Origin of the sequence: Citrobacter sp. wls717 (assembly GCF_005280955.1) — a bacterium.
Lineage (GTDB): Bacteria > Pseudomonadota > Gammaproteobacteria > Enterobacterales > Enterobacteriaceae > Citrobacter > Citrobacter werkmanii.
Genome location: NZ_SZWW01000055.1, coordinates 26,501 through 40,455, shown reverse-complemented (window position 1 = coordinate 40,455; position 13,955 = coordinate 26,501). Strand labels below are relative to the sequence as shown.

Here is a 13,955-nt window from a genome sequence, read left to right as displayed (position 1 = left end):
GAAGACGATGAAATACGAATTAACCGCCACCGAAGCACGCGTGATTGGCTGTTTACTGGAAAAACAGGTCACCACGCCCGAACAGTATCCGCTTTCTGTCAATGGCGTCGTCACCGCCTGCAATCAAAAAACGAATCGTGAACCGGTGATGAATCTGTCGGAATCGGAAGTGCAGGATCAGCTTGATAACCTGGTGAAGCGGCATTTTCTGCGTACGGTGAGCGGCTTTGGCAATCGCGTCACGAAATATGAGCAGCGTTTCTGCAACTCTGAATTTGGCAATCTGAAACTCAGCGCAGGCGAGGTGGCGCTGGTCACCACGCTGTTGCTGCGCGGCGCGCAAACGCCGGGCGAACTGCGAAGCCGTGCTTCGCGAATGTACGAATTCCGCGATATGGCTGAAGTGGAGTCGACGCTGGAAAAACTGGCGACCCGTGAAGATGGCCCTTATGTGATCCGTCTGGCGCGCGAGCCGGGTAAACGCGAAAGTCGCTATATGCACCTGTTTTGCGGTGATGTTGATGAGCCCATCGCTGCGGCAGATGAACTCCCGGTCGCGTCTGGCGATCTGCAGGCGCGCGTTGAAGCCCTGGAAACAGAAGTCGCGGAACTTAAGCAGCGGCTGGATTCTTTGTTGGCGCACCTGGGAGACTAACGTGAATAAATTACGTATCGGTGTTGTCGGTCTGGGTGGCATTGCGCAAAAAGCCTGGCTGCCCGTACTGGGCAGTTCCGCTGACTGGACGCTGCAAGGCGCGTTTTCACCTTCGCGGGAAAAAGCGCTGCGTGTCTGTGAGACCTGGCGCATACCCTACGTTGACTCCCTGGTGAATCTGGCGAAAACCTGCGACGCGGTTTTCGTCCATTCCAGCACCGCGACGCATTTTGCGGTGGTCAGTGAACTCCTGAATGCCGGGGTCCATGTGTGTGTGGATAAACCGCTGGCAGAAAACCTGCGTGAGGCTGAACAACTGGTCGAGCTGGCCGCGCGGAAAAAACTGGCGTTGATGGTCGGCTTTAACCGCCGATTTGCGCCGCTGTATCAGGATCTCAAAGCCCAGTTGGGCAACGCAGCGTCTGTGCGTATGGATAAGCATCGTTCGGACAGCGTGGGGCCGCATGACCTGCGTTTCACTCTGCTGGATGACTATCTGCACGTGGTCGATACTGCGTTGTGGTTGGCAGGAGGGAAGGCGCAGTTAAATAGCGGTACTTTGCTGACTAATGACGCTGGCGCGATGCTCTACGCCGAGCACCATTTTTCTGTCGATCAGCTACAGATAACAACCAGTATGCATCGGCGTGCCGGTAGCCAGCGGGAGTGCGTTCAGGCGGTGACCGATGGGGGACTGATTGACGTCACAGATATGCGGGAATGGCGGGAAGAACGTGGGCAAGGTGTCGTACACAAGCCGGTAGCAGGCTGGCAAACGACCTTAGAACAGCGAGGTTTTGCCGGATGTGCGCGGCATTTCATGGAGTGTGTGCAAAATCAGACGGTTCCTCAGACGGCAGGCGAGCAGGCGCTACTGGCCCAGCGTGTTGTCGAAAAGCTATGGCGGGAGGCGATGGCTGAATAACCGCCTGTAACATCTGGCGGTAGTAATTCATTGTAATCCAGGTACTATATGCCAACTCAAAATAACACCTCTTTTCAACCATAGGCTGGCTTGTAGGCCTGATAACACGCTGCGGCGTCGCCATCAGGCACAGTGACATTGCCGGATGGCGATGTTGGTTATACGGGGTTTTGCCTCAGGGTCTGGAATACAACATAGATGAATTTATTAAAGTCGCTGGCAGCCGTCAGCTCGATGACGATGTTTTCACGTGTGCTGGGTTTTGCGCGTGATGCGATTGTCGCCAGAATCTTTGGCGCAGGGATGGCGACCGATGCCTTTTTTGTGGCCTTCAAACTTCCTAACCTGCTACGCCGAATTTTTGCTGAAGGCGCATTTTCTCAGGCGTTTGTGCCTATTCTGGCTGAATACAAAAGTAAGCAGGGTGAGGATGCTACCCGCGTGTTTGTTGCCTATGTTTCAGGGCTGCTGACGCTGGCGCTGGCCGTGGTGACGGTTGCCGGGATGCTGGCTGCGCCGTGGGTGATTTTAGTCACTGCGCCAGGGTTTGCCGACACCGCCGACAAATTTGCCTTGACTACCCAACTGCTGCGGATCACCTTTCCTTATATCCTGCTGATTTCACTGGCCTCGCTGGTCGGCGCAATCCTTAACACCTGGAACCGCTTTTCTATTCCGGCGTTTGCGCCGACCTTTTTGAATATCAGCATGATCGGTTTTGCGCTGTTTGCCGCGCCTTATTTTAATCCTCCGGTACTGGCGCTGGCATGGGCCGTGACCGTTGGCGGCGTGCTGCAACTGGTGTATCAACTGCCGCATCTGAAGAAAATTGGCATGCTGGTGCTGCCGCGCGTGAACTTCCGCGATGCGGGGGCGATGCGCGTCGTCAAGCAAATGGGACCGGCGATCCTCGGGGTTTCCGTCAGCCAGATTTCACTGATCATCAATACGATTTTCGCCTCATTTCTGGCCTCCGGCTCGGTTTCCTGGATGTATTACGCCGACCGTTTGATGGAGTTCCCGTCCGGCGTCCTTGGCGTGGCGCTGGGGACTATCCTGTTGCCATCGCTATCAAAAAGCTTTTCCAGCGGTAATCATGATGAATATTGTCGTCTGATGGACTGGGGGCTGCGTCTGTGTTTTCTGCTGGCATTACCCAGCGCTGTGGCGTTGGGTATTCTGGCAAAACCGCTGACGGTTTCTTTGTTTCAGTACGGTAAATTTACCGCCTTTGATGCCGCCATGACCCAGCGCGCGCTGGTGGCATACTCGGTCGGTTTGATTGGTTTGATCGTGGTGAAAGTTCTGGCTCCTGGTTTTTACTCGCGCCAGGATATTAAAACGCCGGTGAAAATTGCTATTGTGACGCTGATTATGACTCAGGTGATGAACCTGGCGTTTATCGGCCCGCTGAAGCATGCCGGGCTGTCGCTGTCGATTGGTCTGGCGGCATGTCTGAACGCGTCACTGCTTTACTGGCAGTTGCGTAAACAGAAAATCTTTACCCCGCAACCGGGCTGGGCCTGGTTTCTGGCGCGTCTGGTGATTTCCGTCGTGGTGATGTCAGCGGTCCTGTTCGGGATGCTCTATATCATGCCGGACTGGTCGCAGGGAACGATGTTGTGGCGTTTACTGCGTCTGATGGCCGTCGTGGTGGCTGGGATTGCAGCTTACTTCGCCGCACTTGCTGTGCTGGGCTTTAAAGTGAAAGAGTTTGTGCGCCGGACGGCGTAACCGATAATTGCCGGATGGCGGCGTTACGCCGGATCCGGCCTGCAGAACGCGCTGGCCTGAAAGCTGCGAGCGATCAGGCTGGCATTAAATAGAGAATTTTTTCCCGCCGCGGTGCGCAGCAGAGGTTTGACCGTTTGCGCCATACAGCGCCGGCTCCTGGTGCGGTTTCAGCACTTGAATCGCTTGTTGATTACGCTCAATTTGCCCTTCCAGCAGCCATCCGTTGTGCTGGTTGAGGTCGCGCAAATGCTGCGTTTTTTGAGTGATCGTCTGCCAGCGTTCAGCAATCTCATCGTTGGCGCTGCGCGTGGCGTCATGCTCCAGACGGCGCTGCTGCTCCAGATAATCAAGGGTTGCCAGCAAAGAGCTTTTTTCTTCTGTAATACGCTGTAGCTGGCTGCCGTTGATATATCCGGCGGAAAGCTGCTGCTGCTCAGCATCCATTACCGTTTTCAGGTCATTGAGGACGGTTGTCATCTGATCAAGTATTTCTGACAAACGAGTCATACTTTATTTACTCTGTAAGTAGCTCTGTGCCTCGCGAATGAGCGAGTCAGCAATTTTTCCGGTATCCATTTTCAACTCACCGTTACGGATCGCGGTTTTTAATGCTTCGACGCGTTCCATATTGATGTCATTGGTGCCGGGCTGCATCAGTTTGGCCTGGGCGTCGCTCAGCATGACGCTGGTGCTGGTGGTCGCGGTGGTTTTTTCCTTCCGCGCTTTTTGTACCGGCGCATCGCTGGTTTCACGTGGCTGAACGGTACTGACTGGCTTCAATGGTGAGGTACGATCAATGCTCATTTTGTTTATCCTCATCGAGGGGGTACGCTATAGCGGCCCGCTGTAATCATTGGTTGTTTATCTATCGGCACACGCTAAAAAATCTTTAACCTATTATAGGTTAATAAGAATATTCCCATCAGAATCGACGATGCCGCTCACCACCTGGCCGGAAATCATCCGCACTCGCGCATTCTGTGCGACGGCGGCATTGTTCAGCGCTTTACCTTCGGCATTCACCCGAAAGCCATCGCCATTGGCGATAACCAGTACGCGTTGGCCAGCTTTGATCCGCCAGGCCTGGCGCAACATTGAAAGCTGTATCGGCTGACCGGGAACCAGATCGCGCAGACTCACCGCGTCCTGCACCTGATTCAAATCTAACACGGCGCGCGGCGGCAGTTGGTCCAGCCGGCCTCGCTTTAACGTCACGCTGGTCGGGGTTAGCGCGCTGCCCCGGGCGACGGGCGCGGCGGCAACCACGTAGTTTCCTGTGGCCTGCACATTCACCTGCAAATAACGTTTCTCGTTGGCGCAGCGGGCCAGCACGTTCACATTCCCCCACAGTTTCGCGTTGCCTGACACGCTTAATGCGGGTTGCTCGCAACTGGGCAGTAGGTTAGGCGACGTACGGATAGTGACGACCACCTCATCGCTAAATCCGGCCAGACGTTGGGAAAACCATGCCGTCAGCTGTGAATTCAGGTCTTGCGCCAGCGTCATAGGGCTGAACAGCAGTGCTGCCACAACTATTCCACGTTTAAACGTTTGCATCAAAACCTCGCGCTTTTTCAGGTAGTGGCAGGATTTTACCTGTGTGACGCAGTCATCAACGCAACAAATAGCGACGCATTTTGCGTTTATTCCGGCGATAACGCGCGCGTAATGGGATTTAAGCTGTCGGCTGAATTTTGTCATTTGCGGAGGAGATATGCTCGATAAGCTCGACGCCGCCTTACGTTTTCAACAGGAAGCGCTGAATTTGCGCGCCCAGCGCCAGGAAATATTGGCCGCCAACATTGCCAATGCCGACACGCCGGGGTATCAGGCGCGCGATCTGGATTTCGCCAGTGAATTGAAAAAAGTCATGGTGCGTGGACGGGAACAAACCGGCGGCGTCTCGTTGACGCTGACCTCTGCACAACATATTCCGGCCCAAACCGCTTCTGCTCCCGCTACGGAATTGCTCTATCGCATTCCTGACCAGCCGTCTCTGGATGGTAATACGGTAGATATGGACCGGGAACGTACGCAATTTGCAGACAACAGCCTCAAATATCAAATGGGGCTGACCGCGTTGGGCGGACAAATCAAAGGCATGATGAACGTGCTGCAAGGAGGGAACTAATTCGTGGCGCTGTTAAATATTTTTGATATCGCAGGCTCTGCGCTGACGGCGCAGTCTAAGCGTCTGAACGTGGCGGCCAGCAACATGGCGAATGCGGATAGCGTCACCGGACCCGACGGTCAGCCGTATCGCGCCAAACAGGTTGTTTTTCAGGTTGATGCCGCGCCAGGGGCGGCTACAGGCGGCGTAAAAGTGGCTGACGTTATTGAAAGCCAGGCGCCGGATAAGCTGGTGTATGAGCCGGGTAATCCGCTGGCCGATGCGAACGGCTACGTAAAAATGCCGAATGTGGACGTCGTCGGCGAGATGGTCAACACCATGTCCGCTTCGCGTAGCTACCAGGCAAACGTCGAAGTGCTCAACACCGTGAAAAGCTTGATGCTCAAAACGCTTACGTTAGGCCAGTAAAGGAGACGCACATGTCTGTTGCTGTAACCATGAATGACCCGAGCAATGCAGGCGTTAAAGCCGCTACCGGGAATAGCTCCCTGACGGGCAGTAATGCCGCTGACCTGCAAAGCAGTTTTCTGACGCTGCTGGTCGCACAGTTGAAAAACCAGGACCCAACCAACCCGCTGCAAAACAACGAACTGACCACCCAACTGGCGCAAATCAGCACCGTGAGTGGGATTGAGAAACTGAACACCACGCTGGGGTCTATTTCCGGGCAGATCGACAACAGTCAGTCGCTGCAGGCCAGTACGTTGATTGGTCACGGCGTCATGATCCCCGGCACCACCATCCTGACCGGTAAAGGTACGGAAGAGGGCGCGAAAACCACCACCACGCCGTTTGGCGTTGAGCTGCAGCAGCCAGCAGATAAGGTCACTGCAACGATTACCGATAAAGACGGCAAAGTGATACGCACTATTGATATCGGCGGCTTGAAAGCAGGAGTTCATACCTTTACCTGGGACGGCACCATGACCGATGGCACGGATGCGCCAAGCGGTTCTTATAACGTCTCAATTGCTGCCAGCAATGGCGGAACGCAACTGGTGGCGCAGCCGCTTCAGTTTGCGCTGGTGCAGGGTGTTATTCGCAGTAACGGCGGTAATACGCTGGACCTGGGCACCTATGGAACCACCACCCTCGACGAAGTACGGCAAATAATCTAAGCCCTCACACTTATCAGGAGTAAGTCATGGCCTTTTCTCAAGCGGTCAGCGGTCTGAACGCTGCAGCGACCAACCTCGATGTCATTGGTAATAACATCGCCAACTCCGCTACCTACGGTTTTAAATCTGGTACGGCTTCTTTTGCCGATATGTTCGCCGGTTCTAAAGTGGGCCTGGGGGTTAAAGTTGCGGGTATTACTCAGGACTTTACCGATGGTACTACCACCAATACCGGACGCGGACTGGATGTGGCTATCAGCCAGAACGGATTTTTCCGTATGGTAGACAGCAACGGCTCTGTATTCTACAGCCGTAACGGTCAGTTCAAGCTCGATGAAAACCGCAATATCGTTAACATGCAGGGGCTGCAACTGACAGGTTATCCTGCTACCGGTACACCGCCGACAATACAGCAAGGTGCTAACCCGGCACCGATCACTATTCCGAATACGCTGATGGCGGCGAAAACCACGACTACCGCGTCAATGCAGATCAACCTGAACTCCACTGACAAGGTGCCAAGCAAAACGCCGTTTAATCCAAACGATGCGGATTCCTACAACAAAAAAGGCACTGTTACCGTTTTCGATAGTCAGGGTAACGCCCATGACATGAATATTTTTTATGTCAAAAACGCGCAGAGCAACACCTGGGAAATTCACACACAGGATGCCTCAACCGGCGACCCCGCAAAATCAGCCGGGTTTATGCAGTTTAACGAAAATGGTGCGTTTTTAGGGATTAGCGCTACGGCAACCGGTACGCCAGCAGGAACGGACATCAACATCGAAACAGGGCAAATTAACGGTGCAGATACCGCAAAATTCTCCCTGAGCTTCCTGAACTCCATGCAGCAGAACACCGGTGCCAACAACATCGTCGCCACGAATCAGAACGGCTACAAGCCGGGCGATCTGGTGAGCTACCAGATTAACAATGACGGTACCGTGGTCGGTAATTACTCCAACGAACAGCAACAGGTACTGGGCCAGATCGTGCTGGCAAACTTTGCCAACAATGAAGGTCTGGCGTCTCAGGGCGACAACGTCTGGGCGGCTACACAGGCTTCCGGCGTGGCGCTGCTGGGTACCGCAGGCGAAGGTAACTTCGGCAAACTGACCAACGGCGCGCTGGAGGCCTCAAACGTGGATTTGAGTAAAGAACTGGTGAATATGATCGTCGCTCAGCGTAACTATCAGTCGAACGCGCAGACCATCAAAACCCAGGATCAGATCCTCAACACGCTGGTCAACCTGCGCTAAGCGCCTGACGGGATGGCTTAATGGATCACGCAATTTATACCGCTATGGGCGCGGCCAGTCAGACGCTGAATCAACAGGCGGTGACGGCCAGCAACCTGGCAAACGCCTCCACGCCGGGCTTTCGTGCGCAGCTCAATGCGCTGCGTGCGGTTCCCGTTGAAGGTTTGTCTTTACCGACGCGTACGCTGGTGGTGGCCTCCACGCCGGGGGCCGACATGACGCCGGGCCAGATGGACTATACCTCACGCCCGCTGGACGTGGCGTTGCAACAGGACGGCTGGTTGGCTGTCCAGACCGCAGACGGTAGCGAAGGATATACCCGTAATGGCGCCATTCAGGTAAGCCCTACGGGTGAACTCACTATTCAGGGGCATCCGGTAATCGGTGAAGCCGGGCCGATAGCCGTACCGGAAGGTTCCGAAGTCACCATTGCGGCTGACGGGACGATCTCGGCGCTTAACCCAGGCGATCCTGCCAATACGGTTGCGCCCGTTGGGCGTCTGAAGCTGGTGAAGGCGACGGGGAATGAAGTGCAACGTGGTGATGACGGTATGTTTCGTCTGACTCAGGCCGCACAGGCTACCCGTGGCGCGACGTTACAGGCCGATCCGAGCATCCGCGTTATGTCGGGCGTGCTGGAAGGTAGTAACGTCAAGCCGGTTGCCGCGATGAGCGACATGATTGCCAACGCCCGCCGCTTTGAAATGCAGATGAAGATTATCAGTAGCGTGGATGATAACGCGGGCCGCGCTAACCAACTGCTGTCGATGAGTTAACACAGGACATTTTATGATCAGTTCATTATGGATCGCCAAAACCGGCCTGGATGCGCAGCAAACCAACATGGATGTGATTGCCAACAACCTGGCAAACGTCAGCACCAACGGATTTAAGCGCCAACGTGCGGTGTTTGAAGATCTGTTGTATCAGACGATTCGCCAGCCTGGCGCCCAGTCTTCTGAACAAACCACACTGCCGTCTGGTTTGCAGATTGGTACCGGTGTGCGTCCGGTGGCAACCGAGCGTTTACACAGCCAGGGGAACCTGTCGCAAACCAATAACAGTAAAGATGTGGCGATTAAAGGCCAGGGCTTTTTCCAGGTCATGCTGCCTGATGGTACGTCAGCTTATACCCGTGACGGTTCTTTCCAGGTGGATCAGAACGGTCAGTTAGTGACGGCGGGTGGTTTTCAGGTTCAGCCTGCCATCACCATCCCGGCTAACGCGCTCAGCATCACCATTGGACGTGACGGTATTGTCAGTGTGACCCAACAGGGTCAGGCTGCGCCTGTTCAGGTCGGGCAGCTTAACCTGACCACCTTTATGAACGACACCGGCCTGGAAAGTATTGGTGAGAATCTGTACACCGAAACGCAGTCATCCGGCGCGCCGAATGAGAGCACGCCGGGGCTGAACGGCGCGGGTCTGTTGTACCAGGGTTATGTTGAAACCTCTAACGTCAATGTGGCGGAAGAACTGGTAAACATGATCCAGGTTCAGCGCGCTTACGAAATCAACAGTAAAGCGGTATCGACCACCGATCAGATGCTGCAAAAACTGACGCAACTCTAAAGTGGAGTCCGGTGGGGTGAGAACCTCACCGGCACACTGATTTTGAAGATGACCGCAATGCGAAAATACGCGCTTCACCCATACCCAATTTTAGCTCTGCTGGTGGTTTCACTGACAGGGTGCGCCTGGATCCCAGCCACGCCGCTCGTGCAGGGCGCGACATCTGCTCAACCGGTTCCAGGCCCGACGCCGGTGGCGAATGGCTCAATCTTCCAGTCGGCACAGCCGATTAACTACGGTTATCAGCCGCTTTTCGAAGACCGCCGTCCGCGCAATATTGGCGATACGCTGACCATCGTATTGCAGGAAAACGTCAGCGCGAGCAAAAGCTCCTCGGCAAACGCCAGTCGCGACGGCAAGACCAACTTTGGTTTTGATACCGTACCGCGCTATCTGCAAGGGCTGTTTGGTAACGAACGTGCCGACGTAGAAGCCTCCGGTGGGAACACCTTTAACGGTAAAGGCGGCGCGAACGCCAGCAATACCTTCAGCGGGACGTTGACCGTAACGGTCGATCAGGTCCTGGTGAATGGCAATTTACATGTCGTGGGTGAAAAACAGATCGCCATTAATCAGGGCACTGAGTTCATTCGCTTCTCCGGGGTCGTTAACCCGCGCACCATCAGTGGCAGCAACTCCGTACCGTCAACTCAGGTTGCGGATGCGCGTATTGAGTACGTCGGCAACGGCTACATCAATGAAGCGCAAAATATGGGCTGGTTGCAGCGTTTCTTCCTTAACTTGTCGCCGATGTAAGCGAGGTACCCGGTGTTTAAATCTCTTGTTGGAATGGTACTGGTACTGGCAACCGCCTTTGCGCATGCCGACCGTATTCGTGACCTGACCAGCGTGCAGGGCGTGCGGGAAAACTCGTTGATAGGTTACGGGCTGGTGGTCGGGCTGGATGGTACCGGTGACCAGACCACACAGACGCCGTTTACGACGCAAACGCTCAATAACATGCTGTCGCAGTTGGGGATCACCGTACCAACCGGCACCAATATGCAGCTGAAAAACGTGGCGGCGGTGATGGTTACCGCGCAGTTCCCGGCTTTTGGTCGCCAGGGGCAAACCATTGACGTGGTGGTCTCTTCCATGGGGAACGCCAAAAGCCTGCGCGGCGGAACGCTGCTGATGACCCCGCTGAAAGGGGTCGATAGCCAGGTGTATGCCTTGGCGCAGGGGAATATTCTGGTTGGCGGTGCGGGCGCGGCTGCGGGTGGCAGTAGCGTGCAAGTTAACCAGCTCAATGGCGGACGCATCACCAACGGCGCGACCATCGAACGTGAGTTGCCCAGCCAGTTCGGCGGCGGCAACACTATTAATCTGCAGCTCAATAATGAAGATTTCACTATGGCGCAGCAGATTACCGACACCATTAACCGCTCGCGTGGCTTTGGCAGCGCGACGGCGCTGGATGCCCGGACCATACAAGTGCGTGTGCCAAGCGGCAACAGTTCACAGGTACGCTTCCTTGCCGACATCCAGAATATGGAGGTGAACGTCACGCCGCAGGACGCGAAGGTCATTATCAACTCGCGTACGGGATCTGTAGTCATGAACCGTGAAGTCACGCTGGATAGCTGTGCCGTGGCGCAGGGTAACTTGTCGATTACGGTAAACCGCCAGGCAAACGTCAGCCAGCCGGATACGCCGTTTGGCGGCGGACAGACCGTAGTGACGCCACAAACGCAGATCGATCTGCGCCAGAGCGGCGGCTCGCTGCAAAGCGTACGTTCCAGCGCCAATCTGAACAACGTCGTGCGCGCGCTGAATGCGCTGGGGGCGACGCCGATGGATCTGATGTCCATTCTGCAATCGATGCAGAGCGCGGGTTGCTTACGCGCCAAACTGGAAATCATCTGATGATTGGCGACAGCAAACTGCTGACCAGCGCCGCCTGGGATGCGCAAGCACTGAACGAACTGAAAGCGAAAGCGGGTCAGGATCCGGCGGCGAATATTCGCCCCGTGGCCCGTCAGGTTGAAGGGATGTTCGTGCAGATGATGCTGAAAAGCATGCGTGAAGCGTTGCCGAAAGATGGTGTGTTTAGCAGCGATTCAACGCGTTTGTATACCAGCATGTATGACCAACAAATTGCGCAGCAGATGACCGCAGGCAAAGGTCTGGGACTGGCTGAAATGATGGTTAAGCAGATGACGCAAGGACAAGCGCAACCTGCTGATGATGCGCCACAGGTACCGATGAAGTTTCCGCTGGAAACGGTGACCAGCTATCAAAACCAGGCGCTGACGCAACTGGTGCGCAAAGCCATCCCGAGGACGACGGAAAGTAATGATGAGCCGCTGTCGGGCGACAGTAAAGACTTCCTCGCCCAGCTGTCGCTGCCGGCAAAACTGGCGAGTCAGCAAAGCGGCGTTCCGCATCATCTGATTCTGGCGCAGGCGGCGCTGGAGTCCGGATGGGGTCAGCGGCAAATTCGCCGGGAAAACGGTGAACCGAGCTTCAACATTTTTGGCGTGAAGGCTTCGGGAGGCTGGAAGGGACCAACGACCGAAATCACCACCACCGAATATGAAAACGGCGAGGCGAAAAAGGTGAAAGCCAGATTCCGCGTCTATAGCTCTTACCTTGAGGCGCTGTCGGATTATGTCGGGCTGATTTCCCGTAACCCGCGCTATGCGGCGGTGACCGCAGCTGCAACCGCTGAGCAGGGCGCGCAGGCCCTGCAAAATGCCGGTTACGCTACCGACCCTAACTATGCGCGGAAATTAACCAGCATGATCCAGCAGTTGAAATCGATGAGTGAAAAGGTGAGCAAAACCTACAGCACGAACATCGATAATCTCTTTTAAATAGCTCAAGTCTACCGACCTGCTGCCGATAATAACGAGTATTGAAGGATTACAAGGAACCTCCATGTCCAGCTTGATTAATAACGCGATGAGTGGACTCAGCGCAGCGCAGGCCGCGTTGAACACTGCCAGTAATAACATCTCCAGCTATAACGTCGCCGGATATACCCGACAAACGACAATTATGGCGCAAGCGAACAGCACGCTGGGTGCGGGGGGCTGGGTAGGCAATGGCGTCTATGTTTCTGGCGTGCAGCGCGAGTATGACTCGTTTATCACCAATCAGCTGCGGGCAGCGCAAAACCAGAGCAGCGGTCTGACGACCCGTTATGAGCAAATGTCGAAAATCGACAACCTGCTGTCCAGCAAAACCAGTTCGATTTCGACCTCAATGCAGGACTTTTTTACCAGTCTGCAAACGCTGGTCAGTAACGCCGAAGATCCGGCGGCACGCCAGGCGCTGATCGGTAAAGCTGACGGTTTGGTGAATCAGTTTAAAACGACCGATCAGTATCTGCGCGATCAGGATAAGCAGGTTAATACCGCTATCAAAGCCAGCGTCGATCAGATCAACAACTACTCGAAACAAATCGCCAGCCTTAACGACCAGATTTCTCGTCTGACCGGTGTTGGGGCGGGGGCATCCCCTAACGATCTGCTCGATCAGCGCGACCAACTGGTCAGTGAACTGAACCAGCTTGTCGGCGTGGAAGTCAGCGTTCAGGACGGCGGTACTTACAACGTAACCATGGCGAACGGTTATTCATTGGTGCAGGGCAGCAATGCGCGCCAACTGGCGGCAGTGCCTTCCAGTGACGATCCTTCGCGTACAACCGTTGCGTATGTGGATGGCGTTGCCGGAGCGGTTGAGATCCCTGAGAAACTGCTGAATACCGGTTCATTGGGTGGACTGCTCACCTTCCGTTCGCAGGAACTGGATCAAACGCGTAACACGCTGGGCCAACTGGCGCTGGCGTTTGCCGATGCGTTTAACACCCAGCATAAAGAAGGTTTTGATGCTAACGGCGATGCGGGTAAAGATTTCTTTGCTATCGGCAGCCCGTCCGTACTGAGTAACGCTAAAAATACCGGTAAAGCAGAATTAAGTGCTGAAGTTGATGACAGTTCGAAAGTGCAGGCTACCGACTATAAAGTTGTGTTTAGCGGCGGCAAATGGCAGGTGACGCGTCTGGCCGATAACACCACGTTTGAAGCTAAACCTGATGCGAACGGTAAACTGGATATTGATGGTCTGAAGGTAACGGTTAAGGCTAATCCAACCGGCGCTAACGATAACGACAGCTTTATTCTGAAACCCGTGAGCAACGCTATCGTTGATATGAAAGTCATGGTGACAGACGAGTCGAAAATCGCCATGGCGTCAGAGAAAAGCACTGATCCTGCTGCAGATACAGGTGCAAGCGATAACCGTAACGGTCAGAAACTGCTGGATCTGCAAACCAAGGCAACTGTTGGTAATAAAACCTTTAATGACGCTTACGCCACTCTGGTGAGCGACGTGGGCAACAAAACGGCGACGCTGAAAACCAGCAGTACCACGCAAAACAATGTGGTCAAGCAGCTTTATAACCAGCAGCAGTCGATTTCCGGGGTAAACCTCGACGAAGAATACGGTAATTTGCAGCGTTATCAGCAGTATTACCTGGCTAACGCACAGGTATTGCAAACTGCGAATGCGCTGTTTGATGCATTGATTAATATTCGCTAAGGGAGAGGGACAC

Annotated in this window: 16 protein-coding genes; 13 read left to right on the top strand and 3 right to left on the bottom strand. The window is 54.7% G+C overall.

The window, feature by feature from the left end; genetic code table 11:
- The first annotated feature begins 7 nt into the window (after positions 1-7).
- The 3 genes from FDX09_RS22610 (at position 8) to murJ (ending at position 3,314) form a co-directional block, all read left to right on the top strand.
- On the top strand, positions 8-655 hold the full coding sequence (locus FDX09_RS22610; protein ID WP_069323312.1) for a YceH family protein: 648 nt from the start codon (positions 8-10) through the stop codon (positions 653-655).
- Position 656: 1 nt separating this feature from the next.
- On the top strand, positions 657-1,580 hold the full coding sequence (locus FDX09_RS22605) for a Gfo/Idh/MocA family oxidoreductase (RefSeq protein WP_137347901.1): 924 nt from the start codon (positions 657-659) through the stop codon (positions 1,578-1,580).
- 198 nt (positions 1,581-1,778) lie between these two features.
- The gene (gene murJ / locus FDX09_RS22600) at positions 1,779-3,314 is read left to right on the top strand and encodes a murein biosynthesis integral membrane protein MurJ (RefSeq protein WP_038639684.1); all 1,536 of its coding nucleotides are present in this window, start codon (positions 1,779-1,781) and stop codon (positions 3,312-3,314) included.
- Between the two features lie 84 nt (positions 3,315-3,398).
- Here murJ and flgN read toward each other — a convergent pair whose 3' ends face one another.
- The 3 genes from flgN to flgA form a co-directional block, all read right to left on the bottom strand.
- The gene (gene flgN, locus FDX09_RS22595; protein ID WP_069323314.1) at positions 3,399-3,821 is read right to left on the bottom strand and encodes a flagella biosynthesis chaperone FlgN; all 423 of its coding nucleotides are present in this window, start codon (positions 3,819-3,821) and stop codon (positions 3,399-3,401) included.
- A 3-nt stretch (positions 3,822-3,824) separates the two neighbouring features.
- Positions 3,825-4,118 (bottom strand): flagellar biosynthesis anti-sigma factor FlgM, encoded by a 294-nt coding sequence (gene flgM, locus FDX09_RS22590; protein ID WP_003832153.1) that lies wholly within the window; start codon positions 4,116-4,118, stop codon positions 3,825-3,827.
- A gap of 93 nt (positions 4,119-4,211) precedes the next feature.
- Positions 4,212-4,871, bottom strand: a complete 660-nt coding sequence (gene flgA / locus FDX09_RS22585; protein ID WP_038643111.1) for a flagellar basal body P-ring formation chaperone FlgA — start codon at positions 4,869-4,871, stop codon at positions 4,212-4,214.
- 157 nt (positions 4,872-5,028) lie between these two features.
- Here flgA and flgB point away from each other — a divergent pair, with 157 nt between their 5' ends.
- The 10 genes from flgB (at position 5,029) to flgK (ending at position 13,942) form a co-directional block, all read left to right on the top strand.
- A complete protein-coding gene (gene flgB / locus FDX09_RS22580) occupies positions 5,029-5,445 on the top strand; it encodes a flagellar basal body rod protein FlgB (protein WP_038639692.1) in 417 nt (138 codons plus the stop codon).
- Between the two features lie 3 nt (positions 5,446-5,448).
- A complete protein-coding gene (flgC, locus tag FDX09_RS22575; protein ID WP_006685091.1) occupies positions 5,449-5,853 on the top strand; it encodes a flagellar basal body rod protein FlgC in 405 nt (134 codons plus the stop codon).
- 11 nt (positions 5,854-5,864) lie between these two features.
- A complete protein-coding gene (flgD, locus tag FDX09_RS22570; protein WP_038639698.1) occupies positions 5,865-6,563 on the top strand; it encodes a flagellar hook assembly protein FlgD in 699 nt (232 codons plus the stop codon).
- Between the two features lie 26 nt (positions 6,564-6,589).
- Positions 6,590-7,825 carry a flagellar hook protein FlgE gene (gene flgE / locus FDX09_RS22565; RefSeq protein ID WP_085048530.1) on the top strand — a complete coding sequence of 412 codons (1,236 nt, stop codon included), beginning with the start codon at positions 6,590-6,592 and terminating at the stop codon, positions 7,823-7,825.
- A gap of 20 nt (positions 7,826-7,845) precedes the next feature.
- Positions 7,846-8,601, top strand: a complete 756-nt coding sequence (locus FDX09_RS22560; RefSeq protein ID WP_038639704.1) for a flagellar basal body rod protein FlgF — start codon at positions 7,846-7,848, stop codon at positions 8,599-8,601.
- A gap of 13 nt (positions 8,602-8,614) precedes the next feature.
- Positions 8,615-9,397 (top strand): flagellar basal-body rod protein FlgG, encoded by a 783-nt coding sequence (gene flgG / locus FDX09_RS22555; RefSeq protein WP_006685087.1) that lies wholly within the window; start codon positions 8,615-8,617, stop codon positions 9,395-9,397.
- A gap of 57 nt (positions 9,398-9,454) precedes the next feature.
- Entirely contained in the window at positions 9,455-10,153 is a 699-nt protein-coding gene (gene flgH, locus FDX09_RS22550; RefSeq protein ID WP_016152630.1) for a flagellar basal body L-ring protein FlgH, read from the top strand.
- Positions 10,154-10,186: 33 nt separating this feature from the next.
- On the top strand, positions 10,187-11,263 hold the full coding sequence (locus FDX09_RS22545) for a flagellar basal body P-ring protein FlgI (protein WP_087857787.1): 1,077 nt from the start codon (positions 10,187-10,189) through the stop codon (positions 11,261-11,263).
- Positions 11,263-12,213, top strand: a complete 951-nt coding sequence (gene flgJ / locus FDX09_RS22540; RefSeq protein ID WP_085048529.1) for a flagellar assembly peptidoglycan hydrolase FlgJ — start codon at positions 11,263-11,265, stop codon at positions 12,211-12,213. Before FDX09_RS22545 ends, flgJ begins: the two co-directional genes overlap by 1 nt.
- Before the next feature lie 64 nt (positions 12,214-12,277).
- Positions 12,278-13,942 carry a flagellar hook-associated protein FlgK gene (gene flgK, locus FDX09_RS22535; protein ID WP_069323316.1) on the top strand — a complete coding sequence of 555 codons (1,665 nt, stop codon included), beginning with the start codon at positions 12,278-12,280 and terminating at the stop codon, positions 13,940-13,942.
- Positions 13,943-13,955: the final 13 nt, after the last annotated feature.